The organism is Terrabacter sp. 01T434 (assembly GCF_056398545.1).
In genome coordinates this window covers 770,521-795,275 of sequence record NZ_JBFTPP010000001.1, presented here as the reverse complement: position 1 = coordinate 795,275, position 24,755 = coordinate 770,521, and the positions used below count along the sequence as shown (strand labels likewise).

Annotated in this window: 27 protein-coding genes; 11 read left to right on the top strand and 16 right to left on the bottom strand. The window is 71.7% G+C overall.

All coding sequences use genetic code 11. The features are described 5' to 3' along the window. From AC1DIW_RS03795 to AC1DIW_RS03785, 3 genes are read left to right on the top strand one after another with little or no spacing between them, the layout of a single operon-like run. Positions 1–1,275 (top strand): NAD(P)/FAD-dependent oxidoreductase, encoded by a 1,275-nt coding sequence (locus AC1DIW_RS03795; RefSeq protein ID WP_478106515.1) that lies wholly within the window; start codon positions 1–3, stop codon positions 1,273–1,275. Positions 1,276–1,335: 60 nt separating this feature from the next. Further along, a complete protein-coding gene (locus AC1DIW_RS03790; RefSeq protein WP_478106514.1) occupies positions 1,336–3,096 on the top strand; it encodes a sodium:solute symporter family protein in 1,761 nt (586 codons plus the stop codon). 13 nt (positions 3,097–3,109) lie between these two features. Further along, positions 3,110–3,442, top strand: a complete 333-nt coding sequence (locus AC1DIW_RS03785; RefSeq protein WP_442278902.1) for a hypothetical protein — start codon at positions 3,110–3,112, stop codon at positions 3,440–3,442. A 49-nt stretch (positions 3,443–3,491) separates the two neighbouring features. Here AC1DIW_RS03785 and mutM read toward each other — a convergent pair whose 3' ends face one another. The 8 genes from mutM to AC1DIW_RS03745 form a co-directional block, all read right to left on the bottom strand. Then, positions 3,492–4,352, bottom strand: coding sequence for a bifunctional DNA-formamidopyrimidine glycosylase/DNA-(apurinic or apyrimidinic site) lyase (gene mutM / locus AC1DIW_RS03780; RefSeq protein WP_442278901.1), 861 nt, complete (start codon positions 4,350–4,352; stop codon positions 3,492–3,494). Between the two features lie 6 nt (positions 4,353–4,358). Beyond that, entirely contained in the window at positions 4,359–5,138 is a 780-nt protein-coding gene (rnc, locus tag AC1DIW_RS03775) for a ribonuclease III (protein ID WP_442278900.1), read from the bottom strand. A gap of 19 nt (positions 5,139–5,157) precedes the next feature. After that, entirely contained in the window at positions 5,158–5,352 is a 195-nt protein-coding gene (gene rpmF / locus AC1DIW_RS03770; protein ID WP_030146690.1) for a 50S ribosomal protein L32, read from the bottom strand. A gap of 1 nt (position 5,353) precedes the next feature. Then, positions 5,354–5,929 (bottom strand): YceD family protein, encoded by a 576-nt coding sequence (locus tag AC1DIW_RS03765; protein ID WP_478106513.1) that lies wholly within the window; start codon positions 5,927–5,929, stop codon positions 5,354–5,356. Positions 5,930–6,018: 89 nt separating this feature from the next. Next, on the bottom strand, positions 6,019–6,507 hold the full coding sequence (gene coaD / locus AC1DIW_RS03760) for a pantetheine-phosphate adenylyltransferase (RefSeq protein ID WP_478106512.1): 489 nt from the start codon (positions 6,505–6,507) through the stop codon (positions 6,019–6,021). Between the two features lie 41 nt (positions 6,508–6,548). Beyond that, complete coding sequence (gene rsmD, locus AC1DIW_RS03755) at positions 6,549–7,130, bottom strand: 16S rRNA (guanine(966)-N(2))-methyltransferase RsmD (protein WP_442278897.1); 582 nt, start codon at positions 7,128–7,130, stop codon at positions 6,549–6,551. Position 7,131: 1 nt separating this feature from the next. Continuing rightward, a complete protein-coding gene (locus AC1DIW_RS03750; protein ID WP_478106511.1) occupies positions 7,132–9,393 on the bottom strand; it encodes an ATP-dependent DNA helicase RecG in 2,262 nt (753 codons plus the stop codon). Between the two features lies 1 nt (position 9,394). Then, a complete protein-coding gene (locus AC1DIW_RS03745) occupies positions 9,395–11,191 on the bottom strand; it encodes a DAK2 domain-containing protein (protein ID WP_478106510.1) in 1,797 nt (598 codons plus the stop codon). 141 nt (positions 11,192–11,332) lie between these two features. On the opposite strand from AC1DIW_RS03745, the gene AC1DIW_RS03740 reads away from it, so the two are divergent. After that, a complete protein-coding gene (locus AC1DIW_RS03740; protein WP_478106509.1) occupies positions 11,333–12,109 on the top strand; it encodes a fructosamine kinase family protein in 777 nt (258 codons plus the stop codon). A gap of 168 nt (positions 12,110–12,277) precedes the next feature. Continuing rightward, on the top strand, positions 12,278–12,466 hold the full coding sequence (rpmB, locus tag AC1DIW_RS03735) for a 50S ribosomal protein L28 (RefSeq protein ID WP_020142801.1): 189 nt from the start codon (positions 12,278–12,280) through the stop codon (positions 12,464–12,466). Positions 12,467–12,638: 172 nt separating this feature from the next. Here the strand turns inward: rpmB and thiL are convergent, their stop codons facing one another. Next, the gene (gene thiL / locus AC1DIW_RS03730) at positions 12,639–13,607 is read right to left on the bottom strand and encodes a thiamine-phosphate kinase (protein ID WP_478106710.1); all 969 of its coding nucleotides are present in this window, start codon (positions 13,605–13,607) and stop codon (positions 12,639–12,641) included. A gap of 218 nt (positions 13,608–13,825) precedes the next feature. Here thiL and AC1DIW_RS03725 point away from each other — a divergent pair, with 218 nt between their 5' ends. Beyond that, a complete protein-coding gene (locus AC1DIW_RS03725) occupies positions 13,826–14,059 on the top strand; it encodes an Lrp/AsnC ligand binding domain-containing protein (protein WP_142177321.1) in 234 nt (77 codons plus the stop codon). Between the two features lie 91 nt (positions 14,060–14,150). Then, entirely contained in the window at positions 14,151–14,516 is a 366-nt protein-coding gene (locus AC1DIW_RS03720) for a hypothetical protein (RefSeq protein WP_442278893.1), read from the top strand. Between the two features lie 33 nt (positions 14,517–14,549). Here AC1DIW_RS03720 and AC1DIW_RS03715 read toward each other — a convergent pair whose 3' ends face one another. Next, a complete protein-coding gene (locus AC1DIW_RS03715) occupies positions 14,550–15,689 on the bottom strand; it encodes a D-alanine--D-alanine ligase family protein (protein ID WP_478106508.1) in 1,140 nt (379 codons plus the stop codon). Between the two features lie 76 nt (positions 15,690–15,765). On the opposite strand from AC1DIW_RS03715, the gene AC1DIW_RS03710 reads away from it, so the two are divergent. Beyond that, a complete protein-coding gene (locus tag AC1DIW_RS03710) occupies positions 15,766–16,836 on the top strand; it encodes a trans-sulfuration enzyme family protein (protein WP_478106709.1) in 1,071 nt (356 codons plus the stop codon). 84 nt (positions 16,837–16,920) lie between these two features. Then, positions 16,921–17,526 carry a phosphatase PAP2 family protein gene (locus AC1DIW_RS03705; RefSeq protein WP_478106507.1) on the top strand — a complete coding sequence of 202 codons (606 nt, stop codon included), beginning with the start codon at positions 16,921–16,923 and terminating at the stop codon, positions 17,524–17,526. 182 nt (positions 17,527–17,708) lie between these two features. Here the strand turns inward: AC1DIW_RS03705 and AC1DIW_RS03700 are convergent, their stop codons facing one another. Genes AC1DIW_RS03700 through AC1DIW_RS03690 form a run of 3 tightly spaced genes read right to left on the bottom strand, consistent with a single transcriptional unit; the run spans position 17,709 to position 19,638 of the window. Continuing rightward, a complete protein-coding gene (locus tag AC1DIW_RS03700) occupies positions 17,709–18,707 on the bottom strand; it encodes an NAD(P)H-dependent glycerol-3-phosphate dehydrogenase (protein WP_442278890.1) in 999 nt (332 codons plus the stop codon). After that, positions 18,704–19,504 (bottom strand): lysophospholipid acyltransferase family protein, encoded by an 801-nt coding sequence (locus AC1DIW_RS03695; protein ID WP_442278889.1) that lies wholly within the window; start codon positions 19,502–19,504, stop codon positions 18,704–18,706. The genes AC1DIW_RS03700 and AC1DIW_RS03695 overlap by 4 nt, the downstream gene beginning before the upstream one ends. After that, positions 19,501–19,638, bottom strand: coding sequence for a hypothetical protein (locus tag AC1DIW_RS03690; RefSeq protein WP_478106506.1), 138 nt, complete (start codon positions 19,636–19,638; stop codon positions 19,501–19,503). Before AC1DIW_RS03690 ends, AC1DIW_RS03695 begins: the two co-directional genes overlap by 4 nt. On the opposite strand from AC1DIW_RS03690, the gene cofC reads away from it, so the two are divergent. Next, positions 19,637–20,497 carry a 2-phospho-L-lactate guanylyltransferase gene (gene cofC, locus AC1DIW_RS03685; protein WP_478106505.1) on the top strand — a complete coding sequence of 287 codons (861 nt, stop codon included), beginning with the start codon at positions 19,637–19,639 and terminating at the stop codon, positions 20,495–20,497. The two genes, AC1DIW_RS03690 and cofC, sit on opposite strands and share 2 nt — an antisense overlap. Before the next feature lie 79 nt (positions 20,498–20,576). Here the strand turns inward: cofC and AC1DIW_RS03680 are convergent, their stop codons facing one another. The 3 genes from AC1DIW_RS03680 to leuC all read right to left on the bottom strand — a co-directional run bounded on the left by AC1DIW_RS03680 (position 20,577) and on the right by leuC (position 23,718). After that, on the bottom strand, positions 20,577–21,389 hold the full coding sequence (locus AC1DIW_RS03680) for an HU family DNA-binding protein (RefSeq protein WP_478106504.1): 813 nt from the start codon (positions 21,387–21,389) through the stop codon (positions 20,577–20,579). A 286-nt stretch (positions 21,390–21,675) separates the two neighbouring features. Then, a complete protein-coding gene (leuD, locus tag AC1DIW_RS03675; protein WP_442278886.1) occupies positions 21,676–22,269 on the bottom strand; it encodes a 3-isopropylmalate dehydratase small subunit in 594 nt (197 codons plus the stop codon). Positions 22,270–22,272: 3 nt separating this feature from the next. Continuing rightward, a complete protein-coding gene (gene leuC / locus AC1DIW_RS03670) occupies positions 22,273–23,718 on the bottom strand; it encodes a 3-isopropylmalate dehydratase large subunit (RefSeq protein WP_478106503.1) in 1,446 nt (481 codons plus the stop codon). 152 nt (positions 23,719–23,870) lie between these two features. Here leuC and AC1DIW_RS03665 point away from each other — a divergent pair, with 152 nt between their 5' ends. Then, positions 23,871–24,623, top strand: a complete 753-nt coding sequence (locus AC1DIW_RS03665) for an IclR family transcriptional regulator (protein ID WP_020142814.1) — start codon at positions 23,871–23,873, stop codon at positions 24,621–24,623. The last annotated feature ends 132 nt before the right edge of the window (positions 24,624–24,755 follow it).

Below are 24,755 nucleotides of genomic sequence, written 5' to 3'. Positions count from 1 at the left end.
ATGGCCACAGACGAGACCGCCGGGACGCTCGTCGTCGGCGCCGGCCAAGCCGGCATCTCGCTCGTCACGGCCCTGCGCGAGCTCGGGGACACCGCGCCCATCGCCCTCGTCGGTGACGAGCCCGAAGCGCCCTACGAGCGCCCCCCGCTGTCGAAGAGCTACCTGCGCGGCGAGCACGACCGCGCCTCACTCGTCTTTCATGACGCCGCCTGGTTCGCCGACCTCGGCGTCGAGCTCGTCACCGGCGACGCCGTGACGACGATCGAGCGTGATGCCCGGGGCGGACGCGCCGTCACCGGCTCCGGCCGCGCGCTCGAGTTCGACCGCCTCGCCCTGACGACGGGCGCGGTCAACCGCACGCTTCCCCTCGACGGCGCCGACCTCGAGCGCGTCCACTCGGTGCGCACCCTGACCGACGCCGACCGGTTGGCGCCGCGGCTCCGGGTCGCCCGCGAGGTCGTCGTCGTGGGGGGTGGCTTCATCGGGCTCGAGATCGCCGCGAGCGCCCGCGCCCTCGGCGCCGCCGTGACCGTCCTCGAGGCGAGCGACCGCCTTCTCGGCCGCTCGGTCACTCCGCTGCTGTCCGACACGGTCCGGGCCGCGCACGAGCGCCGCGGCACGCGGGTCCTGCTGGGCGCCAGCGCTGTCGGCCTCATCGGCGAGGACGGGCACGCGGTGGGGGTCGCGCTGGCCGACGGCTCCGTGCTGGATGCCGACGTCGTGGTCGTCGGCGTCGGCGTCGACCCGCGCACCGACCTCGCCGCCCAGCTCGGGCTGACGGTCGACCCGCGCGGGATCGTCGTCGACGAGCACGCCCGCACCTCGGACGGGATCACCGTCGCGGCCGGCGACTGCGCCGTCGGACCCAACCCCTTCGCCCGGGGGCTGGTCGGACCGACCCGGCTCGAGAGCGTGGCACACGCCACCGACCAGGCACGCGCTGCGGCAGCGACGCTCACGGGGCGCCCGGCGGCATACGCGTCCGTGCCGTGGTTCTGGAGCGACCAGGGTGACCTGCGGCTGCAGATCGCCGGCCTACCCCACGGCGCCGACCACACCGTCGTTCGCGGCGATCCTGCGGCAGAGCGGTTCTCGCTCCTCAGCTACCGGGACGGGTTGCTCATCGCCATCGAGTCGGTGGGGAGCCCGACGGACTACCTCGCCGTGAAGAGGGCGCTCGAGAAGGGTATGACGATTCCGGCCGATTCCGCGGCGGAATCCTCCGTCCCGCTCAAGCGGCTCATCACGAGGGGACGAGACACCCGCTCGCCCTGACGCGCCCGGCGCCGGAGCCTGCGCTAGCGTGGGTCGTCGCCCAACGAAGGGACTGATCGCATGCACGCTCTGGCGGGTCTGCCCACCGCAGGCACCCTGATCAACGCCAATCCCGTCGACTACGTCATCATCGCCCTCTACTTCGTCTTCGTCCTCGGCATCGGGGTCATGGCACGGCGATCGGTGTCCGACTCGATCGACTTCTTCCTCTCCGGGCGGTCGCTCCCGGCCTGGGTCACCGGCCTCGCCTTCATCTCGGCGAACCTCGGTGCCGTCGAGATCATGGGCATGTCGGCCAACGGGGCCCAGCTCGGCATCTCGGCCGTGCACTACTTCTGGGTGGGGGCCATCCCCGCCATGCTCTTCCTCGGCGTCGTGATGATGCCCTTCTACTACGGCTCCAAGGTGCGCTCGGTCCCCGAGTTCATGTTCCGCCGTTTCGGCACGGGCGCCCACCTCGTCAACGCGATCAGCTTCGCCTTCGCACAGCTGCTCATCGCCGGCGTCAACCTCTACCTGCTCGGCTCGATCGTGCATGCGCTGCTCGGCTGGCCGCTGTGGGTGACGCTGCTCGTCGCGGCCGCCATCGTGCTGTCCTACATCACGCTCGGCGGCCTCTCCGCGGCGATCTACAACGAGGTGCTCCAGTTCTTCGTCATCGTCGCCGCGCTGCTGCCGCTGACCCTCATCGGCCTGAACCGCGTGGGCGGCGTGCAGGGCCTCAAGGACAAGATCACCGAGTTCGCATCCACACCCGCCGCGGTGGCCGCGAAGGTCCCCTCCGCCGAACAGCAGCTCCACTCGTGGCCGGGCCAGGCGCTCTCCGGCTTCGACTCACCGTTCTGGTCGGTGGTCGGCATCGTGTTCGGCCTGGGCTTCGTGCTGTCCTTCGGCTACTGGACGACGAACTTCGTCGAGGTCCAGCGCGCCATGGCGTCCAACTCGATCTCGGCGGCGCGCAAGACGCCCATCATCGGGTCCTTCCCCAAGATGTTCGTGCCCTTCATCGTCATCGTGCCGGGCATGATCGCCGCCGTCCTCGTCAAGGAGATCGGCCAGCTCAAGGCCGGTGGCACGCCCCCCGGCGGCGCGTCCGGCGAGGGCGTCAAGTACAACGACTCCCTGCTGCTGCTGATGCGCGACATCCTGCCCAACGGCCTGCTCGGCGTCGCGATCGCCGGCCTGCTCGCCGCGTTCATGGCCGGCATGGCCGCCAACATCTCGGCCTTCAACACCGTCTTCAGCTACGACCTGTGGCAGCGCTACATCCGCAAGGACCACAGCGACGACTACTACCTGCGCATCGGGCGTCTCGCAACGGTGGGTGCGACGGTCATCGCGATCTTCACGGCGATCGTGGCGAGCTCGTTCAGCAACATCATGGACTACCTCCAGACGCTCTTCGGGTTCTTCAACGCCCCGCTCTTCGCGACGTTCATCCTCGGCATGTTCTGGAAGCGGATGACCGCAACCGCCGGCTGGGTCGGCCTCTCGGCCGGAACGCTCTCGGCCGTGCTCGTCGCCTTCCTCAGCGAGGACGCGTTCGGGACCCTCAGCCTCGGGGTCATCCCACTGAAGGGCCAGGGCGCCGCGTTCGTCGCAGCCTCCGCGGCCTTCGTCGTCGACATCGCGCTGAGTGTCGTCGTGTCCCTCGTGACCGAGCCCAAGCCGGCCGGCTCGCTGCGCGGCCTCGTCTACTCCGAGACGCCACGGGAGGACCTCGTGGACCCGGAGGAGCGCAAGCTGCCGTGGTTCCGCCGCACGCTGCCCCTCGCCGGCATCTCGCTCGGCATGGTCATCATCCTCAACTTCTTGTTCTGACAGGAGCTCCGACATGAGTGACTCCCACGATCTCGACTCCTCTGCCGCCGGCGGGAAGCGCGGCCAGAAGCACACGGCCGGCGCCTTCGACATCCGCAACTTCATCGGCGCCCTGCTCGGCCTCTACGGCGTGATCCTGACGCTGCTCGGGATCTTCGGGGACAAGGCCTACGACCGCACGGGCAACGTCAACGCCAACCTCTACGCCGGCATCGTCCTGCTCGTCATCAGTGCGTTCTTCATCGTGTGGGCGAGGATCAAGCCGATCGTCGTCCCCGCGCACGTCGAGCCCGTCGACGACGACCCCTCACGACCGGCTCCGAAGCGTCGGCCGACCGGCCACTGACCCACCCGCAGCCCTCGCGACCTCGCAGCCCGTCCCCCGTCCCAGACGGTCAGGACGGGCTGCGGCGTCTCGGGCGCGGCTGACAGACGGGGCAGGAGAACGAGGAGCGGTTCATGAACTGCTCGCGGCGCATGATGGCACCGCACCGGTCGCACGGGGTGCCCGCGCGTCCGTATGCGTGGAGCGAGCGGTCGAAGTAGCCGCTCGCCCCGTTGACGTTGACGTAGAGCGCGTCGAAGCTCGTGCCGCCGTGGCCGAGCGCCTCCGCCATGACGTCCCGGGCGTGGTCGAGGATCCTGGCGAGCGCCGGCTTGGTCAGGGACGAGCAGAGGCGCTCGCCGTGCACCTGGGCGCGCCAGAGAGCCTCGTCTGCGTAGATGTTGCCGATGCCCGACACGAGGGTCTGGTCGAGCAGGGCCCGCTTGACGGCGCTGTCGCGCTGCTTCATCCGGCGCACGACGGCGGCCTGGTCGTAGGCCGGCTCGAAGGGGTCGGGCGCGATGTGCGCAACCGACTCCGGGATGCCGTCGGGCCGCAGCGGTGACAGGGCCAGACCGCCGAACGTGCGCTGGTCGACGAACCTCAGCTGCGGGCCGTCGTCGGCGAAGTCGAAACGGGCGTGGCAGTGCTTCTCCAGCGGCGCGTCAGCCGGCTCGACGAGCATCTGCCCGCTCATCCCCAGGTGGACGATGAGGGCGTCCTCGCCGTCGAGGGCGAGCCAGAGGTACTTCCCGCGACGCGAGGCCGCGGTGACGGTCACGTCGTGAAGCCGTGCGGAGAGGTCGTCGGGACCGGCGTCGTGGCGACGGGCCACCCGCACCCCCGTGATCCGAGCGCGAGTGACGTGGCGACCCACGACGTGGTCCTCGAGACCACGGCGCACGACCTCGACCTCGGGCAGCTCCGGCACGAGGCGTCAGGTCGGGCTGGGGCCCGCGGTGTCGGCCGCGGGTCCGGACGTGCCCCGACGGTCGTCGAGCGTGTGCCAGGCCTCCTTGGCCGCCTTCTGCTCGGCCTCCTTCTTCGACCGGCCGTGACCCTCGCCGAGGACCTCCTCGCCGACGACGACGCGGGCGTGGAACTCCTTCTCGTGGTCCGGCCCCTGCTCACCGACGCGGTACTCCGGGGACCCGAGCGCCGAGCCGGCCGCCATCTCCTGCAGGCTCGTCTTCCAGTCGAGTCCGGCCCCGAGCGTGGCGGCCTCCTCGATGAGGGGGTCGAAGTGGTGGTGCACGAAGCGCGCGGCGAAGTCGATGTCCGTCGAGAGGAACACGGTGCCGATGAGCGCCTCGAGGGTGTCGGCCAGGATCGAGGCCTTGTCGCGGCCGCCGGTCGCCTCCTCGCCCTTGCCGAGCATGACGTACTGCCCGAGGTCGAACATCCGGGCGACGTCGGCGAGCGCGCGCATGTTGACGACGGCCGCGCGCAGCTTGGCCAGCTGCCCCTCGGCCAGGTCCGGGTGCTCGCGGTAGAGCGACTCGGTGACGACGAGACCCAGCACGGAGTCACCGAGGAACTCGAGACGCTCGTTGTTGGGCAGGCCACCGTTCTCGTAGGCGTACGAGCGGTGCGTCAGGGAACGCAGCAGCAGCGGCTCGTCGATGTCCCGGCCGACCACCTCACGGAGGTGGGCGATCAGAGCATCGACGGGCCGCTGCGGCACCGCCGGAACACCCCCAGCGCCAAGGTCGCTCATGGGGCTGCTCACGGTGTGATCAGGCCTGGTGCTCGGTGCGCTCGGCAACGGCGTAGTGACGGCCCTTGTACGTGCCACACGAGGGGCACGCGATGTGCGGCTGGGTCGCCGCACCGCACTGCGGGCACGTGGTGAGCGTCGTCGGCGTTGCCTTCCAGTTCGCACGACGCGAACGGGTGTTGGAGCGCGACATCTTCCGCTTCGGGACAGCCACGTCAGTTCCTCTTCTCTTGCGGGTCGTCGCTCAGCAGTCCACTGAGGGACGACCACCTCGGGTCGATCACTTCATGATGATGGTCCGGGTCTTCCGCGAGGTGCATCCCACACTCGGAACACAACCCCGGGCAGTCAGGCCGGCACACCGGTTGGAACGGCAGCGTCGGCACGACAGCGTCCCGGAGCACGGGCTCGAGGTCGATGAGGTCACCGACCAGCTCGTGCACCTCGTCCTCGTCCGAGTCGGCTCCCACCTCGTGGTGGTGCGCCGCCCGGTCGGCGTAGGCGAACAGCTCCTGAAAGCGCCCCTCGACAGCGAGCTCGAGAGGATCCAGGCACCGCACGCACGCGCCGGTCGCCGTGGCACTGACCGAACCCGTCACGAGGACACCTTCGACGACGGACTCCATCCGCACCTCGACCGCGACCGGCTGGCCGGATGTGATCGAGATGATGTCGGTTCCGAGGTCGTCGGGCAACGTGACCGTGCGCGAGAGCTCGAGCATCGTCCCGGGTCGCCGAACCAGCTCCCTGGTGTCGAGCACCAGAGAAGAACGGGGATCAGGACGGTCCATGGCTCCTGCGCACAGTAGAGGATTCGGTCCGCGCCAAGACGGACGTGGACCGACCTCCAAGGCTACTAGAGGGGCGCCGTGCGCCCAAATCAGACGAGACGCCCGCTCAGGGCCGCGAGCACCGGGTCCGGGACGAGGCCGGAGACGTCCCCGCCGTAGCGCACGACCTCCTTGACGAGCGAGCTGGAGACGTGGGCCAGCGTCGGGTCGGCAGCGAGGAAGAGCGTCTCGACGCCGGTGAGGTGACGGTTCATGTTCGCCATGGGCAGCTCGTAGGAGAAGTCGGTGCCGCCGCGCAGCCCCTTGACCATCGTCGCCGCACCGACCTCCCGACAGACGTCGACGACCAGCGTCTCCGCCCAGGCGCCGATGCGCACGTTGGGCAGGTGGCCGACGGACTGCTCGATGAGGGCGGTGCGCTCCTCGATGCCGAACGTGCCCTGTTTGCCCGGGTTGTGCAGGATCGCCACCACGACCTCGTCGAACAGCCTGCTGGCCCGGGTCACCACGTCGACGTGACCGTTGGTGATCGGGTCGTAGGAGCCGGGACACACACAGCGGCGCGCTTCGCTCGTCACGCGCCCAACCTACCGTCCGGTTCGTCGCCGTCGCGGGAGCCTCACGCCACGACGTCGCCCGGGGTCGGCTCGGCGAACCACACCGCGGTCTCGCCGTAGCGCTTCTCGCCCGAGAGCTCGAGTCCGTCCGGCCAGGTGGGCTGCGGGGACCGGCTGGAGCGCTCGACGACGACGAACGCGTCCGGGGCGAGCCACTGGCGCTCGACCAGGGCCGCCAGCACCGCGGCGAGGGCGTCCTCGGTCACGTCGTAGGGCGGGTCGAGCAGCACGAGGTCCATGCGGACGCCGGCGGGTGGACCCGCGGCAACCGCTCGCTCGACGGTGTCGGCGAGGACCCGGACCCCGGGGTGGCCCACGACACCGACGTTGCTGTGGATGACCTTCGCGGCCTTCCGGTCCGACTCGACGAGCAGCACCAGCGCGGCCCCGCGGCTGGCCGCCTCGAGCCCGAGGGCGCCGGAGCCGGCGTAGAGGTCGAGGACCTGGGCGCCCTCGAGCAGCCCGCGATGCTCGAGGCGGCTGAAGAGGGCCTCCCTCACCCGGTCCGACGTCGGTCGGGTCGATGACCCCGGGGGTGTCTGCAGACGCCGTCCACCGGCGACACCGCTGATGATGCGCGTCATCTCAGCCTCGCTCGAGCCATACGGCCTGGTCCTCGTCGAGCCGCATCGCCACGGCTGCGGCGAGCGCCGGGTGCTCACGCAGCTCGGGATCACGGTCGACGAGGGCGAAGGCGTCCTCGCGGGCGTCGGCGATGATCTGCTCGTCCTCGAGGCGGCCGAGGCGCAGGTGCCGGACCGAGTTGCCCCGTCCGCTCTGTCGTGCGCCGAGAACGTCGCCCTCGCGGCGCAGCAGCAGATCGGCCCGGGCGAGCTCGAACCCGTCGGTCGTCGCAGCGACCTGGTCGAGGCGCTCGGCCGCCCGCTCCCCCGCGCCCTGGGTCATGAGCAGGCAGAGGCCGGGCACCGCACCACGACCGACGCGGCCGCGGAGCTGGTGCAGCTGGGAGATGCCGAAACGGTCGGCGTCGACGACGACCATGACCGAGGCGTTCGGCACGTCGACGCCGACCTCGATGACGGTCGTCGCAATGAGCACGTCGATCTCGCCCGCGGAGAAGGCGCGCATCGTGGCGTCCTTGGCGTCGGGGTCGAGACGGCCGTGCAGCACACCGATGCGCACACCCTCGAGGGCCGGGGTGGCGCGCAGGGTGCTGAGCATCGCGTAGACGCCGGTGAGCTCCTTCGCTGGCGCGTCCGGCTCGCCGTCCGGCCCCGCCTCGTCGTCGCCGTCCCAGTGCGCGTCCCAGCCGGCGTCCTCGTCGGACGTGTCCCGGGAGAGCGCCGGCGCCGAGCCCGGCTCGTCGTCGACGTCACCGATGCGGGGACACACGACGTAGGCCTGGTGCCCCTTGGCGACCTCCTCGGCCACGCGCTGCCACGTGCGGTCGACCCAGCCGGGCTTGTCGGCGTCGACGACGTGCGTCGCGATGGGCGAACGTCCGCGGGGCAGCTCGCGCAGCGTGGAGGTCTCCATGTCGCCGAAGACGGTCATGGCCACGGTGCGCGGGATCGGCGTCGCGGTCATGACGAGCACGTGGGGAGGACGGATGCCCTTCTCGCGCAGCGCGTCCCGCTGCTCGACACCGAACCGGTGCTGCTCGTCGACGACGACGAGCGCGAGGTCGGCGAACTGGACGTGCTTCTGGATCAGGGCGTGGGTCCCCACGACGATGCCGGCCCCGCCCGACGCGGCCTCGAGGAGGGAGCGCTTGCGCGCTGCGGCGTTCTGGCTGCCGGTGAGCAGGGCCACGGTGGTGCCGAACTCGGAGCCGCCGAGCATCCCGCCCTGCGCGAGGTCGCCGAGCATGGCCGTGATCGACCGGTGGTGCTGGGCGGCCAGCACCTCGGTCGGGGCGAGCAGCGCGGCCTGGCCGCCGGCGTCGATGGCGGCCAGCATCGCCCGCAGGGCGACGACCGTCTTGCCCGAGCCGACCTCCCCCTGCAGCAGCCGGTGCATCGGTCGCTCGGACGCGAGCTCGGTCGCCAGGACCTCGCCGATCTCGCGCTGTCCCCCCGTCAGCTCGAAAGGCAGCCGGGCGTCGAAGGCCGCGAGCAGGCCTCCCGGGCGTGGTGGCCTTGGCGTCGCGAGCTCGGACTCAGCGGCCTTGCGGCGCTGGGCGAGGATCGTTTGGAGCACGAAGGCCTCGTCGAACTTGAGCCGGTCGAGGCCCCGGGCGGGCTGGTCGTCGACGGCCGGGCGGTGGACGAGTTCGAGCGCGACGGCACGGTCGACGAGGCCGCGCGCCACGCGTACGTCGTCGGGGACGGGCTCACGGATGCGGTCGACCGTGTCGAGCGCGGCGTGGACGAGTTTGCGCAGCCGCAATGAGTTGAGCTTGCCCGTCGTGGAGTAGACCGGCACGCGGTGCGTGCGGTACCACTCGACCGCGGCCTCCCCCGCCTCCTCGTCGTCGAAGAGCTCGTACTCCGGGTGCGTCAGCTGCAGGCGACGACCGTAGGCGCCGATCTGCCCGACGAAGAAGCCGCGCGCACCCGGCTGGAGCTTGCCCTCGTGGCCGTAGGCACTGAAGAAGGTCACGTCGAGCTCGTTGCCGAGGTCGTCGCCGATGGCGACCGTCAGCATCTTGCCCCGACGGTTGCGCATGGACCGGGTCGTCGCCTTCTTGACCTCGGCCACGACGAGGACGTCCTCGCCGACGTGCAGCGACGAGAGGTCGGTCAGCTGGCCGGGTCGGACGTAGCGCCTCGGCACGAACTCGAAGAGGTCGGCCACGCTCAGCAGGCCCTTGGTGCGGGCGAGCTGCTCGGCCTCGTTCTTCTTGACGAGCTTGGTCAGCGGCGAGTCCTCGGTGAGCACGGGCACCTCACTCCACCCCCAGCAGCACGGGATAGACGGCCTGTCCACCGTCGATGAGCGACACCTCGATGCCGTGCTGGTCGCGGCGGGCCTCGTCGGCGACGGCAGGCAAGAGGCCGTCCGGCGCGTCGATGCCGGCAACCACGGTGACGAGCTCGCCTCCGCTCGCGAGGAGCCGCCGGACGACCTCGCGGGTCACGTCGAGCTGGTCGGAACCGACGATGACGACGTCGCCGTCGACGACCCCGAGGACGTCGCCCGCCTGGCACGGGCCACCGCTCGTGAGCGCCGCCCGGTTGGCGACGGTGACCGCGCCGTGCCGGGTGGCCGACGCGGCTGCCTGCATCGCCAGGACGTTGGCCGAGGCGGCGGCGGCCGGCTCGAAGACGGCGAGCGCGGCGATGCCCTGGACGGCGGTGCGCACGTGGACGAGGTGCGCCTCGATGCCGTCGTCGGCGACCGCGCGCACTGCTGCCGCCGCGGCGAGGAGCGTGTCGCCGTCGTTGGGCAGGACGACGACGCCCGACGCGCCCCGGGCGTGCTGCTCGCGGATCGCGCTGATGAGTCCGCCGGTGGAGGCTCTCCGGCCGGGGCCGGAGCGCACGACGACCGCACCGGCATCCTCGAAGAGGCCTTCGAGGCCGACGCCGGCCGCGCAGGCCACGATCGCGGCACCCGAGCGCGGCGACCCGGTGCGTCCCTCGGACGGTTCGACCCTGCGGCCGAGGCCGTGGGCTCCCGCGAGGCGCGTGATGCGCACACGATGCGGCCGCCCCGCCTCGATGCCGGCCTCGACGGCCGCGCCGGCGTCGTCGACGTGCGCATGGACGTTCCACTCGCCGTCCCCACCGACCACGAGCACGGAGTCACCGAGCTGCACGAGGCGGCTGCGCAGGACGTCCACCGCCGCGTCGTCGGAGTCGGCGAGGAAGTACATCACCTCGTACTCGGGCATGCCCTCCTCGTCGGAAGCCGCGCTCGGGTGGACGTCGTGGGCAGCACCAGGCAGGTCGGGACGACGCCGGAAGCGACGGTCCGAGTCGTCGGCCCCCGAGCGCGCACGCTGTCCGGCGCAGACGCGCTCGAGACACTCGAGCAGCACGACGAGTCCCGCGCCGCCGGCGTCGACGACGCCGGCGCGCGCGAGCACCGCGAGCTGCTCCGGGGTGCGTGCGAGCGCCTCCCGCGAGGCCTCGACCGCCGCCAACGCGACGTCGTGCACGCTCACGGCAGCGTGGTCGGCCGAGTCACCACCGGACGGGGGGACACGACTCACGTCGTGGGCGGCATACGAGGTCGGTGATCCCCCGGCGTGCTGGGCGATCTGGTGGGCAGCACGCTCGGCGGCCTCTGCCATCGCGCTGGCGACGGTGAGGATGGTCCCCTCCTTGGGGTCGGTCACGGCTTGACGCGCGCGCACCTCGGCGTGGCGCAGTCCAGCAGCCAGGATGCGGCCGTCGATCCGGGCGGCACCCGCACAGCCCTCGGCCAGGCCGCGGGCCAGCTGGCTGAGGATGACCCCGGAGTTGCCCCGAGCGGTCCACAGCAGGTGCTTGGCGAAGACCGACAGCAGCTCGTCGGCGGTGGTGACGTCGGCGGTGGCCAGGGTGCGCTCGACCGCCCCGTCGAAGGTGAGGTAGAGGTTCGTGCCCGTGTCGCCGTCGGGCACGGGAAAGACGTTCATGGCGTCGATCTCGACCCGTCGGGCGGCGAACAGCGAACGCGTCAGAACCGCCCAGCGGCGCACGGCGACGAGGTCGAGCGAGGTCAGGGGCCCGTCGGGCGGCGGCGTGGCGCCGGACATCGGACCTCCTGCTCGTCGTGCGTGACCTGGCGTCTGGACATCGGACGGGTAGCGGGCTCGCCGATCTCGGCAGGCTAGCGCCTCGCTCGGACGGTCGCATGCACCGCTCCGGCCCGGACGGAGGCAGCTAGCGTGGTCACCGTGTCGAGTCCCTCCCCCGCCCGCCACCGCAAGTCGTGGTCCGACGCCCCCTCCGGCTTCTTCGAGGCCGAGGCTGCCGGCCTGCGGTGGCTCGCGCAGGCAGAGCCCAACGGTGGCGCACGAGTCGTCGAGGTCTGCGGCGTGGGCACCGACCACATCGAGCTGACACGCCTTCGACCCGCCCGCCCCACCGCCGAGGCCGCAGAGGCACTCGGGCGGGGCCTCGCCGTCACCCACGGCGCGGGCGCCACGGCTTTCGGGTCCCCACCGCCCGGCTGGGCCGGTGACGCCTGGATCGGACGGCAGCCGCAGACCAACGAGCCGACTCCGTCGTGGGGCCTGTTCTACGCGGAGCAGCGGGTGCGCCCGTTCGTGCGTCGGGCACTCGACCGCGGGCACCTCGACGAGGCCGGCGCCCGCGCCGTCGACCGGGTCTGCGACCGTCTGACGGCCGGGGACTTCGACGACGACCGACCGCCTGCGCGCATCCACGGCGACCTGTGGTCGGGCAACGTCCTCTTCACCCCGGACGGCGCCGTCCTCATCGACCCGGCCGCCCACGGCGGGCACGGACTCACCGACCTCGCGATGCTGGCCCTCTTCGGCTGCCCGGGCCTCGACCGCGTCGCGGCCGCCTACGAGGAGGCCGCCGGGCTCGACGCCGGCTGGCGCGACCTCGTCGGGCTCCACCAGCTGCACCCTCTCGCCGTGCACGCGTCGTCGCACGGCCCCGCGTATGCCGTCCAGCTCGTCGAGGCCGCCCGCGCCTTCGCGTGAGGGGCGGTGCGCCCGCCTGCGGCGCCGTTTTGTCGTCCGAGCGACTCGTCGGCTACTCTTTACCGGTTCCCCCCGTGCACTTCGGGGTGACGCGCGCCCTCGTGTGCGTCGACCCGATCCGGTGGTGGAGCTCAGCATTTCGTCAACATCGAACTTCAGGAGATACCCGTGGCTGCCAACTGCGACGTCTGCGGCAAGGGACCGAGCTTCGGTCACAACATCTCGCACTCGCACCGCCGCACCAAGCGCCGCTGGAACCCCAACATCCAGCGCGTTCGGACGCTGGTGGACGGTGTGACGCCGAAGCGACTCAACGTCTGCACCTCCTGCCTCAAGGCGGGCAAGGTCGTTCGCTGAACGTCCCTCACCAACGTTGAGAGGTCGGTCCCCACAACGGGGGCCGGCCTTTCCTCTTGCCCGGCGCGTCCTCCCGCTCGTCGTGCGCTCCTCCCCCACCTGCCGGCGGCGGTGACCGACGGACCGGGCACGCGGCATACGCGATCGGGAACGCAGCGGCCCCGACCGCGGGTCAGCCGTTGCGGAAGTGGTCCCACCCGGTGTGGCTGACGTGGCGGCCGTCCACGAGGATGCCGGCAGGCTCGTCCTCCCCGGGCGCCCGGACGGACCCGACCACCCGCCATCCGTCCGGCAGCGCGTCCTCCGGGAAGGTCGCGAGCAGCGAGTGCTCCTCGCCGCCGGCGAGCACGCAGTCGAGCGCCGCCTCGGCCCCGACCGCTCCGGCCAGGGCGTCGACGTCGCCCGCGAGCGCCTGCAGGTCGAGGTCGATGACGACGTGGCTCGCCCGAGCGATGCGCCCACCGTCGCGCAGCAGCCCGTCGCTGACGTCGAGCATGGCCGTCGCACCAGCGGCGGACGCCTCTGGCCCGGCGGCGAGCGGCGGTGCCGGACGTCGCTGGCGCTCGACCGCGAGCGGGAGCCGGTCGACCGCCTCGGCCTTCAGCAGCCGCAGGCCGGCGTCGGCGAGACCGAGCGACCCGTGCACCGCGAGGACGTCACCGGCCCGCGCGCCCGATCGGAGCACCGGGTCACCCGCGAGTCGGCCGAGGGCGGTGACCGAGACCATGACGACCCCGGTGGGCGCCGACGACAGGTCGCCGCCGAGCACCGCCACCCCGGCTGCCCGGCACGCCTCGGCCAGACCCCGCACGTGGTCGAGCACCCACTCGAGGGAGAGCTCGGGGTCGGCGACGAGGGTGACGAGGACACCGGTCGGACGTCCGCCCATCGCCGCGACGTCGGCGAGGTTCTGCGCCACGACCTTGTGACCGATGTCGGCCCCCGACGACCACGCGTCCAGCCAGTCGCGGCCCAAGACCACGGTGTCGGTCGTGGCGATGATGCGCTCCGAGCCGACCAGCACGGCAGCGTCGTCGCCGGGCGGTACGAGGAGGTCGTCGCCCGCCGGGAATCCCGGCAGGATGCGTGCGAGCAGCTGGTCCTCGTCCAGCGAGCGCAGCGGTGTGCCGCCCGTCATCATCGGCCCTCGCTGGAGCCGGTCGACGTTCGGCACGGGATCACACACCCTTTCGATGGAGGACCCTCGGGGGCCCGGTTTCCAGGGGACGTGAGGCCCCATGGCAAGGTAGCGTCAGGGCACGGCCGCAGTCACACTGAGGCCTGCCGTTCCGACCGGTCGTGCCGTGGCACCGTGCCCGTGCTCGACCGTCCAACGATCGACACACAGTGAGGTGACACGTGGTCCAGGCCTACATCCTGATCCAGACCGAAGTCGGCAAGGCCGCGACCGTGGCGGAGGCGATCGCCGGGATCTCCGGCGTGACTCTCGCCGAGGACGTGACGGGTCCCTACGACGTCATCGCCCGCGTCGAGGCCTCCAACGTCGACGACCTCGGTCGTCTCGTCATCGCGAAGCTCCAGGACGTCCCGGGCATCACGCGGACCCTGACCTGCACGGTCGTCCACGTCTGAGGCCGGCCCCCTGACCGGACGCACGTCCTTCACGACGGCGGCGCTGATCGGCGCCGCCGTCGTGCTGTCCGCGTGCACGCGCGCACCGGAGGTGGCACTCGCGCCGCAGGCGTCGGCGCCGGTGTGCTCGTCCGCTGCCTGGCCGGGCGACGTCAGCGGCCACCCCCGCGTCGCCACGCAGCCCGACGACCGGTCGGTGGCGGCGTGGGGCGATCCGGCCATCATCGCGCGCTGCGGACTCGACCCGCTCGCTCCGACGACGCAGGACTGCGTCACCGTCGACGGGGTCGACTGGGTCGTGCGGCAGCTCACCGACGGCTCGGCTGCCACGACCTACGGCCGCGACCCCGCGATCGAGGTGCTCGCGCCGGGGTCCTACGGAGCCGTGCCCCTGCTCCTGCCGGCGTTCACGGCCGTCGCGAGGTCCCTGCCCGCGAACGGCCGGCACTGCTCCTGAGGGCGTATGCCGTGTGGCCGGGCGACGAGGCCGTCAGCGCAGGCCGGTGCGGCGCTCCAGGGCGAGCGACACGAGCTCGTCGATGAGGTCGGGGTACTCCAGGCCCGAGGCCGCCCACATCCGGGGGTACATCGAGTGCGGGGTGAAGCCCGGCATCGTGTTGATCTCGTTGATGACGACACGGCCGTCGTCGGTGTAGAAGCAGTCGACGCGCGCGAGCCCCTCGCACCCCAGCGACTCGAAGGCCTCGGCGGCGAGGCGCCGCACCTCCTTGGCGACCTCCTCCGGCACGTCGGCCGGACAGCTGAGGTCGACGTCGGCCTCGGCGAGGTACTTCGCCTCGAAGTCGTAGAAGGCGTGGTTGTCGTGGATGGCGATCTCGCCCACCTCGGACGTGCGCGGTCCGGACGTGCCGTGGCCCTCGAGCACCGCGCACTCGATCTCGCGCCCGGCGATGCCTTCCTCGACGAGGACCTTCGGGTCGTGCTCGCGCGCGACCTCGATCGCGGCCTCGAGCCCGGCAGGATCGTCGACACGGGTGATCCCCATGGACGAGCCGGCCCGCGCCGGCTTGACGAAGAGCGGGTAGCGCAGGCCGGCGCAGGCGTCCATGGCTGCCGCCCGGTCGGTGCGCCACGCGCGGTCGGTGATGACGGCATACGGCCCGACCGGGAGGCCGTGCCCGGCGAAGACCACCTTCATGTAGTGCTTGTCCATGCCCGCTGACGAGGCGAAGACCCCGGAGCCGACGTAGCGGACGTCCGAGAGCTCGAGGAAGCCCTGGAGCGTGCCGTCCTCACCGAAGGGGCCGTGCAGCAGCGGGAAGACGACGTCGACCTGCCCGAGCTCCCGGGGCGGCCGACCCGCCTCGAGGACGGTGAGCGCGTTCTCACGCGTCGACAGCGGCAGGACGACGTGCGCGGCACTCGGCTCGACCTCGGGCGTGCGGCTCGCCGTCAGCTCGAAGCGGCTCGGGTCGTCAGCGGCGAGGACCCACTGGCCGTCGCGGGAGATGCCGATCGGCACGACGTCGTACTTGCTCCGGTCGATCGCCCGGAGCACCCCTGCTGCGGTGGCGCAGGAGACGGCGTGCTCCGAGGAACGTCCTCCGAAGACGATGGCGACGCGGGGGCGGCGGCTCGGCTGTTCGGGCTGGGGCTGGTCCGTGGTCATCAGACGAGACTCTATCCCGACCTTCCGGACCCCCTCGTACGCTGACGGCGTGGTCAGGGATGAGGATTCGCAGCAGATGCAGGTCGAGACGTTCCTCGTGGCGTCCGGTCGCCCGGAGCGCTCCCCGGGTGCTTCCGTGAACGTGCCCGTGGAGCTCACCTCCACGTATGCCGCCGACGGCTCCGTCAACTACGCCCGGTCAGGCAACCCCACGTGGAACGCCTTCGAGGAGGCCCTCGGAGGCCTCGAGGGCGGTCGCGCGCTCGTGCACGCCTCTGGGATGGGAGCCATCTCGGCAGCGCTGTCGCTCGTCCCCTCCGGGGGCACGGTCGTCGCGCCCGACACGACGTACAACGGGACCGGCGACCTGCTCGCCGCCCACGAGGCGGCCGGCGGCACCGTCGTACGCGTTCACGCCACCGACACGGCCGGGTTCCGCGACGCCCTCGAGTCGGCCGACCTGCTGTGGCTCGAGTCGCCCACGAACCCGCTCATGGACGTCACGGAGCTCGACGTCGTGCTCGCCCGCGCGCGTGAGCTCGGGGTGACGAGCGTCGTCGACAACACGCTCTCGACGCCGCTGCTGTGCCGACCGCTGTCGCTCGGTGCCGACGTCGTCGTGCACTCGGTGACGAAATACCTCTCAGGACACAGCGACGTCGTGCTCGGTGCGACCGTCGTGGCCGACACGGACCGGGGCCGTGAGATCGGCGAGCGCCTGCGTCGCCACCGCACCCTGCACGGGGCGATCGCGGGGCCGATGGAGGTCTTCCTCGCCCTCCGCGGGCTGCGCACGCTCTCGGTGCGGTTCGAGCGGGCCAGCGCCACCGCCGCCGAGCTGGCCCGACGGCTCGCGGCCCACCCGTCCGTGGCGCGGGTCCGGTACCCGGGGGCCGGCGCCATCCTGTCGATCGACGTCGCGGGCGACGCCGAGGCAGCGGAACGGGTGTGTGCCGCCACTCGGCTCTGGCTGCACTCGACGAGCCTCGGGGGCGTGGAGTCCCAGGTCGAACGCCGCCGTCGCCACCCCTCGGAGTCCGAGCAGGTGCCGGTCAACCTGCTGCGCCTCTCCGTCGGCATCGAGCACGTCGACGACCTCTGGGCCGACCTCGCCCGGGCCCTGGACGCCGCCTCAGTCGGTCTCTGAGATTCTCCTCAGAATCGTCCGGGAGAGTGGGCGTGCCGCAGCGACCCTGCGTCGTCGTCGCCTCCCATCTGAAGGATCCGTTCCGTGAGCAACCTGCTCGACCTCAGCACCGCCCTGTTCCTGCGCGTCAACGACTTCGCGCGCACCTCGACGTGGTTGCATGCGCCGGCCGTGGCCTACGCGAAGTACGGCCTCGTCGTGTTCGCGGCGCTGATCCTCGTGGGTGTCTGGCGGCGACGCGGGGACACTGACCGGCTGCTCGCCGCGGCGATCTGGGCAGGACTCGGGACCCTGCTCGCCGTCGCCGTGAACGTGCCCGTCGCTGCCGCGGTGGCCGAGGTCAGGCCGTATGCCGCGCACCCGGCGGCGCTCGTGCTCATCGACCGGACCACGGACTGGTCCTGCCCCTCTGACCACGCGGCGATGGCGGGAGCCGCCGCCGTCGGGCTCTTCATCGTGTCGAAGCGGCTGGGAGCCGTCGCGGTCGTCGCAGCGCTGCTCATGGCCGCCACCCGGGTCTACGTCGGCGCGCACTACCCCCACGACGTCGTGGCCGGGCTGCTGCTCGGTGCCGCGGTCGCCGGTCTCGGTTGGCTGCTGCTCCGCCGGCCGCTGACCTGGCTGGTGCACCGCGCGCGTTCGCTGCCCGTCGTGGACCGCGTGCTCGCACCCGACGCCCAGGAGGCGTGAGAACCCCGCCCTTTGGGCGCGTGCCGCGCCGGCCGACGACCGTTGGTCACTGAACCGTCCCGACACGCCGGCCGACACACCGGCCGAGGACGTATGCCGTGCAGCAACGGTCGTCCGTCGGCATCCGGCGGGTGCCGGCCGGCAGCGTCCGAGCTGACGGCAAGGCGGACCGGACTACGGGCTCAGCGCTTCTCGGCCTTGAGGTCACGGGACATGAGGCGCGGTCCCACCTCGCTGGCCGGGTGTCCGTCGCGGATGACGGCGACCACCTGCTCGCAGATCGGCATCTCGACGTCGTGCTGCTCGGCGAGGGTGAGGATCGACTCGCACGACTTGACCCCCTCGGTCGTCGTGCGCAGCTCGGCAGTCGCCTCCGCGACGGTCAGGCCGCGCCCGAGTCGCACACCGAAGCTGTGGTTGCGCGAGAGCGGGGACATGCATGTCGCGATGAGGTCGCCGACGCCGGCGAGCCCCATGAACGTCTGCGGGTCGGCGCCGAGCGCCAGACCGAGGCGAGTCGTCTCGGCCAGCCCGCGCGTGATGATCGTGGCCTTCGTGTTGTCACCGAAACCCATGCCCTCGGCCATGCCGGAGGCGAGGGCCACGACGTTCTTCGTCGCACCACAGACCTCGGCACCCGTGACGTCGGTGTCGGTGTAGGGCCGGAACCACGGCGTCGCGCACGCGGCGGCCACCCGTTCGGCCGTGGCCATGTCGCGGCACGCGACGACGGCGGCCGCCGGCTGCCGACGGGCGATCTCCGTGGCGAGGTTGGGCCCCGACACGACCACGACGCGGTCCTGCTCGACGTTCCCCGCCTCCGCGATGACCTCACTCATGCGCATCGTCGTGCCGAGCTCGACCCCCTTCATCAGGGAGACGACCGGCACGCCCGCGGGGATCGCGTGGCCCCACTGGGTCAGGTTGTCCCGCAGGGTCTGCGAGGGCACGGCGAGCACGACGACGTCGGCCTGCTCGAGCGCCTCGCCGGTGTCCACCGTGGCGCGGACCCTCGCCGGCAGCTCGAGCTCCGGCAGGTAGGCGTCGTTGCGCCCGGCGTTGACGGCGTCAGCGACCTCCCGCCGGCGGGCCCACATGGTGACGTCACAGCCGGCGTCCGCCAGGATCATCGCGAACGCGGTGCCCCAGTTGCCGCTGCCCAGGACGGCGACCCGCGTCACGAGTGCTTCCCGTCCGAGTCCTTCGATCGCCGGTGGCGCCCAATCTCATCGTGCTTCAAGGGGTTCCCGATCTCGGGGACACCGTGGGTGCGCGGGTCGAACCGCTCGGTGGGGCGCTTCTCGTCACGGAGCACCTCGAGCAGGTCGGTGATGCGGTCCATGAGCCGGTCGGTCGCCTCGCGAAGGACCAACGCGTCGAGGGGTCGACCGTAGAGGTCCGACAGGTCCACGGGCGGACCGGCATACATCATCATCGTCTTGCGCGGGAAGAGCGAGGGCCGGTGGCCGTACGGGGACAGGATCTCCTGTGCACCCCACTGCGCCACCGGGATCAGCGGGCAGCGCGTCTCGAGCGCGACCCGGGCGGCGCCGGTCTTGCCACGCATCGGCCACAGGTCGGGGTCGCGCGTGATGGTGCCCTCGGGGAAGATGCCCAGCGCCTTGCCGGCGCGCACGCCGTCGACCGCGGCGCGGTAGGAGTCGGTGGCGGCGACCGAGTTCCGGTACACCGGGATCTGGCCACACTTCTTCAGCAGCCACCCGACGACCGGGATCGCGAAGAGGCTGTCCTTGCCGAGGAAGTACGCTTCGCGGCCGCTGTCGAACATGAAGTGGGCGAAGACGATCGGGTCGACGTAGGAGATGTGGTTGGTCGACACGACGAACCCGCCTTCGGCCGGGATGTTCTCGAGGCCGCGCCAGTCGCGCTTCGTCACCCGCATCAACAGGGGCCGGAGCACGAACGCCACGGACCGGTAGGCCCAGGGCAGCCGCCTCTTGCGTGCGCCGGCAGTCACGTTGTCACGTCCTTCTCGTCGTGCACACGCCGGTCGACGTGGCTGGCCTTCATCTTGTCCACCTCGCGGCGCGGTGTCGAGCAGCAGCGCGGCGAGTGGGACGATATCGCCAGCATGTCGACCTCCTCCCCCATGTCCCCGCCGTACCCTCCGACCGGCCGGCCCACCCGCTGGCACGTCGTGGTCCCCGTCAAGGACACGAGCCACGGGAAGTCCCGCCTGGCCCGAGCGGTCGGCTCGGACCGCCCCGACCTCAGTGCTGCGATCGCCACCGACACGCTCTCGGCCGCCGTGCAGGCGGTCGCCCCCGGTCGCCTGGTCCTCGTCAGCAGCGACGAGGGCCTGTCCACCGCCTGGCGGGCGCGTGGGGTACACGTCGTGCCCGACCCGGGCACGGGCCTCAACGACGCCATCTGCGCCGGTATGCGTGCAGCCGGGCCCGGCGTGCCCGTGGCCGCCCTGCTCGGAGACCTCCCCGCGCTCGACGGCGACTCCCTGCGACTGGCCCTCGAGGCCGCGGGGCAGCACCGTGAGTCGTTCGTGCCGGACGCGGACGGGACGGGCACGGTGCTGCGCTGCGGCCGCGACTTCACCCCTCGCTTCGGCGCCGGCAGCGCCTCGCGCCACGAGGCCGACGGTGCGGTGCGCCTCGAGCTGCCGCTCCCGCGCCTGCGCACCGACGTCGACGACGCCCGGAGCCTGTCAGACGCGCGACGCCTGGGCCTCGGCCCGGCCACACGAGCCGTCCTGCAGCACCGAGCATCTGGTTGGATCAGGAGCATGCAGGCCACGGTCCACCGCTTCGATCCCGAGACCCACACCGGCAGCGTGCTGCGGGACGACGGCGTCGAGCTGGCGTTCGAGGCATCGGCCTTCGAGTCGAGCGGCCTCCGGCTGCTGCGTCTCGGCCAGCGGCTCACGGTCGAGGTCGTCGACGACCTCGTGGTCGCCCTTCACATCGTCGGGGTCGGTCCGGGGCAAGCCATCCGCTGACAGGCACGAGGGCCCGACCGTCAGACGGCCGGGCCCACGTCGCACTCACCGGCGGCCGAGCTCGGGCGCCGGGCTGTCGTCACCTGGAGGCGGTCTTCTTCGCGGTGGTCTTGCGAGCCGTCGTCTTCTTCGCAGCGGCCGTCCTGGACGCGGCGGCCTTGGTCGTCGCTGCCGTCTTGGCGGCGCCGGCCGTAACCGCCTTGGTCGTCGTGGCGCGCTTGGCCGGCGCAGCCTTCGTGGTGGCGGCGCGCGAGGCCGTCGCTGCCTTCGACGTCGCCGTCGTCCGCTTGGCGGTCGCCTTGGCCGGCGCAGCCTTCGTGGTGGCGGCGCGTGAGGCCGTGGCCGCCTTCGTCGTCGTCTTGCGAGCCGTCGTCCCGGACGCTGCAGCCTTGGTCGCGGTCGCGCGCTTGGCCGGAGCGGCCTTCGTCGCAGCGGCCTTCGACGTCGCGGCCTTCGACGTCGCGGCCTTGGACGTCGCCGTCGTCCGCTTCGCTGCGGCCTTGGCCGGGGCGGCCTTGGTGGCAGTCTTCCTGGCCGTCGTCTTCTTGGCCGGCGCCGCGACGGCCGTGGACCCGGCGGAGGCCCGCGATGCGGCCGACTCGGTCTTGGAGAGCTTCTTGGCGCCGGAGACGACCTCCTTGAAGTTCGTGCCCGAGCGGAACTTGGGGACGCGGGTCTTCTTGATCTTCACCGTCGCCCCGGTCTTCGGGTTGCGGCCGGTGCGCGCGGCGCGGTCGGCGCGCTCGAAGGTGCCGAAACCGGTGATCCCGACCTTGCCACCCCTCGCGACCTCCCGGATGACGACGTCGAGGAACGCCTCCAGCGCGTCGGATGCGACCTTCTTGCTCCCGAGCTTCGCCTCGAGCGCGTCGATCAGTTCTGCCTTGTTCACGTCTTCCCCTCCAGAGGACTGTCGGTGTCAGGCGACCCGACGATGTGAGTCCGGAACCGGTCCGGCTACCTCCTGACGTTAGGCCGACTCGGGGAGCACGTCCATCACCCTCCGATGGGTTTTTCGTTGTGTCGCAAGGACTTTGACGAGTTTCGGGCAGGTCCCGTGGCGAACACGGCACCCTCGAAACATCACCGACTTCTCCGGATATGAGAACGGATCCCTTTGCAAGGCAAAGGAATCCGTTCCATCTTCTGGCCAGCGACGCCGGCCCGCCGGAGGCTCGTCAGGCGGGGCTGGTCACCGGTTTGTGGTTCGGGCGGCGCGCCTCGAAATCAGCGACAAGATCCTCGTGTCGCAGGGTGAGGCCGATGTCGTCGAGGCCCTCGAGCAGCCGCCAGCGGGTGTAGTCGTCGATCTCGAAGGGCGCCACGATCTCTCCGGCGTGGACCGTCCGGGCGACGAGGTCGACCGTGATCTCGGCACCGGGGTTGTTCTCGAGGTACTTCCAGATCAGCTCGACGTCGTCCTGCGCCACGATCGCGGTGAGCAGTCCCTGCTTGCCGCTGTTGCCGCGGAAGATGTCGGCGAAGCGCGAGCTGATGACGACCCGGAAACCCCAGTTCATCAGGGCCCACACGGCGTGCTCTCGGCTCGAGCCCGTGCCGAAGTCAGGGCCGGCGACGAGAACCGAGCCGTCGGCATACACCGGGTTGTTGAGGACGAAGGACTCGTCCTTGCGCCAGGCGGCGAAGAGGCCGTCCTCGAAGCCGGTGCGCGTCACGCGCTTGAGGTACTCCGCGGGGATGATCTGGTCGGTGTCGACGTTGCTGCGGCGCAGCGGGACGCCGACACCCGTGTGGGTCTCGAACTTCTCCATGGCTCAGGCCTCTCCGGTCGTCGCGGACGCCAGCTCGCCCGGCGACTGGGGTCGGTCGTCGAGGTCGGCGGGGCTCGACAGCGTGCCGCGGACGGCGGTGGCGGCTGCGACGAGCGGGCTGACGAGGTGGGTTCGGCCGCCCTTGCCCTGGCGACCCTCGAAGTTGCGGTTGGACGTCGATGCGCTGCGTTCACCGGGGGCGAGCGTGTCCGGGTTCATGCCGAGGCACATCGAGCAGCCGGGAAGGCGCCATTCGGCGCCGGCTGCCGTGAAGACCTTGTCGAGGCCCTCGGACTCGGCCTGCAGGCGTACCTTCGCCGACCCGGGCACGACGAGCATGCGCACGCCGTCCGCGACGCGGTGGCCCTGCACGACGGCGGCGGCAGCGCGCAGGTCCTCGATGCGGCCATTGGTGCAGGAGCCGACGAAGACGGTGTCGACCTTGATGTCCCGCAGCGGCGTTCCGGGCTCGAGGCCCATGTAGGCCAGGGCGTTCGCGGCGGCGAGGCGGTCGCTCTCGTCGGCGAACTCCTCGGGATCCGGCACTGCGGCCGAGAGCGGCAGGCCCTGTCCGGGGTTGGTGCCCCACGTGACGAAGGGAGTCAGCTCGGCTGCCTCGAGGTCGACCTCGGCGTCGAAGACGGCGTCGTCGTCGCTGCGCAGCGCGGTCCACTCGGCGACCGCAGCGTCCCAGTCGGTGCCCGTCGGCGCGTGCGGACGGCCCTGGAGGTAGTCGAAGGTCGTCTGGTCGGGCGCGATCATCCCGGCGCGCGCCCCGGCCTCGATGGACATGTTGCAGACGGTCATCCGGGCTTCCATCGACAGGGCCTCGATGGCCTCGCCTCGGTACTCGATGACGTAGCCCTGGCCCCCGCCGGTGCCGATCTTGGCGATGACGGCCAGGACGATGTCCTTGGCCGTGACACCATCGGGGACGGCGCCCCGCACGTTGACGGCGAGCGTGCGGAAGGGCTTGAGCGGCAGCGTCTGCGTGGCGAGCACGTGCTCCACCTCGGAGGTGCCGATGCCGAAGGCGAGTGCCCCGAAGGCGCCGTGGGTGGAGGTGTGGCTGTCGCCGCAGACCACGGTCATGCCCGGCTGCGTCAGGCCGAGCTGCGGGCCGACGACGTGGACGATGCCCTGGTCGGCGTCGCCCATCGGATAGAGACGGACGCCGAACTCCTCGCAGTTGCGGCGCAGGGTCTCGACCTGGACCTTCGACACGGGGTCGGTGATGGGACCGGGCGTCGTGGGGACGTTGTGGTCCTCGGTCGCGAGCGTCAGGTCCGGGCGCCGGACGGGGCGGCCGGCGAGACGGAGCCCGTCGAACGCCTGCGGGCTCGTCACCTCGTGGAGCAGATGGAGGTCGATGTAGAGGAGATCGGGCTCCCCCTCGGCGCGACGTACGACGTGTGCGTCCCAGACCTTCTCGGCCAGTGTCCCTGCCATGGCTTCCTCTGACTTCCCTCCGCGGCGACGTTCCGGTGCTCGAGCGCGCGCGCCATCGAGGACCCGGTCGCGACATCGCTCTTCGGCAAGACTGAACCCTTTGTGCGTGCCATGGATTGACGTCTCAGTGCCTGAGACGTCAATATCAGTGCATGGACAACTCTTCAGGAGTCGGCGTTCTCGACAAGGCCGCTACCGTGCTCGGCGCCCTCGAGGCCGGCCCGGCCACGCTCGCCCAGCTCGTCGGCGCCACCGGACTCGCCCGACCGACGGCCCACCGCCTGGCGGTGGCCCTCGAGCACCACCGCCTCGTCTCGCGTGACATGCAGGGACGCTTCGTGCTCGGCCCGCGCCTCGGCGAGCTGGCCTCCGCGGCCGGCGAGGACCGCCTGCTCGCAGCAGCTGGTCCGGTCCTCGGCGCCCTGCGGGACCACACGAACGAGAGCGCCCAGCTCTTCCGCCGCCAGGGCGACCAGCGCATCTGCGTCGCCGCGGCGGAACGGCCCGTCGGCCTGCGTGACTCGATCCCCGTCGGCGCGACGCTGTCGATGCTCGCGGGATCTGCCGCGCAGGTGCTGTTGGCCTGGGAGGAGCCCGACCGCCTGCACCGGGGCCTGCAGGGCGCGGCGTTCACGGCCACGGCACTGTCCGGGGTCCGGCGACGGGGCTGGGCCCAGAGCGTCGCCGAGCGTGAGGCTGGCGTCGCGTCGGTGTCTGCCCCCGTGCGCGGACCGTCGGGGCGCGTCGTCGCGGCCGTGTCCATCTCGGGGCCGATCGAGCGCCTGTCCCGCCAGCCCGGCCGCCTCCACGCCGCCACGGTCGTCGCCGGCGCCAACAAGCTGACGGAGGTGCTGCGCCGCCACCACGCGATGCAGCAGCAGCAACAGCAGCAGCACAACGCCTGACCGCACGGCTTGACGGCCGCCACACAACGGATCGGTCACGATCTGTATCAGCACCCCCGCCCGGACAACCATTGACCGGCACGTCGCGTCACTCTCAGTGCAGTGCAACGACGCACGGCACCGTCGCGTTTC

Excerpts from the sequence above, each read along its gene's own strand:
- AC1DIW_RS03795 (WP_478106515.1), top strand. The coding sequence starts at position 1 with ATGGCCACAGACGAGACCGCCGGGACGCTCGTCGTCGGCGCCGGCCAA.
- AC1DIW_RS03790 (WP_478106514.1), top strand. The coding sequence starts at position 1,336 with ATGCACGCTCTGGCGGGTCTGCCCACCGCAGGCACCCTGATCAACGCC.
- AC1DIW_RS03785 (WP_442278902.1), top strand. The coding sequence starts at position 3,110 with ATGAGTGACTCCCACGATCTCGACTCCTCTGCCGCCGGCGGGAAGCGC.
- rnc (WP_442278900.1), bottom strand. The coding sequence starts at position 5,138 with ATGAGCGACCTTGGCGCTGGGGGTGTTCCGGCGGTGCCGCAGCGGCCC.
- AC1DIW_RS03765 (WP_478106513.1), bottom strand. The coding sequence starts at position 5,929 with ATGGACCGTCCTGATCCCCGTTCTTCTCTGGTGCTCGACACCAGGGAG.
- rsmD (WP_442278897.1), bottom strand. The coding sequence starts at position 7,130 with ATGACGCGCATCATCAGCGGTGTCGCCGGTGGACGGCGTCTGCAGACA.
- AC1DIW_RS03745 (WP_478106510.1), bottom strand. The coding sequence starts at position 11,191 with ATGTCCGGCGCCACGCCGCCGCCCGACGGGCCCCTGACCTCGCTCGAC.
- thiL (WP_478106710.1), bottom strand. The coding sequence starts at position 13,607 with ATGATGACGGGCGGCACACCGCTGCGCTCGCTGGACGAGGACCAGCTG.
- AC1DIW_RS03715 (WP_478106508.1), bottom strand. The coding sequence starts at position 15,689 with ATGACCACGGACCAGCCCCAGCCCGAACAGCCGAGCCGCCGCCCCCGC.
- AC1DIW_RS03710 (WP_478106709.1), top strand. The coding sequence starts at position 15,766 with ATGCAGGTCGAGACGTTCCTCGTGGCGTCCGGTCGCCCGGAGCGCTCC.
- cofC (WP_478106505.1), top strand. The coding sequence starts at position 19,637 with ATGTCCCCGCCGTACCCTCCGACCGGCCGGCCCACCCGCTGGCACGTC.
- AC1DIW_RS03690 (WP_478106506.1), bottom strand. The coding sequence starts at position 19,638 with ATGGGGGAGGAGGTCGACATGCTGGCGATATCGTCCCACTCGCCGCGC.
- leuD (WP_442278886.1), bottom strand. The coding sequence starts at position 22,269 with ATGGAGAAGTTCGAGACCCACACGGGTGTCGGCGTCCCGCTGCGCCGC.
- leuC (WP_478106503.1), bottom strand. The coding sequence starts at position 23,718 with ATGGCAGGGACACTGGCCGAGAAGGTCTGGGACGCACACGTCGTACGT.
- AC1DIW_RS03665 (WP_020142814.1), top strand. The coding sequence starts at position 23,871 with ATGGACAACTCTTCAGGAGTCGGCGTTCTCGACAAGGCCGCTACCGTG.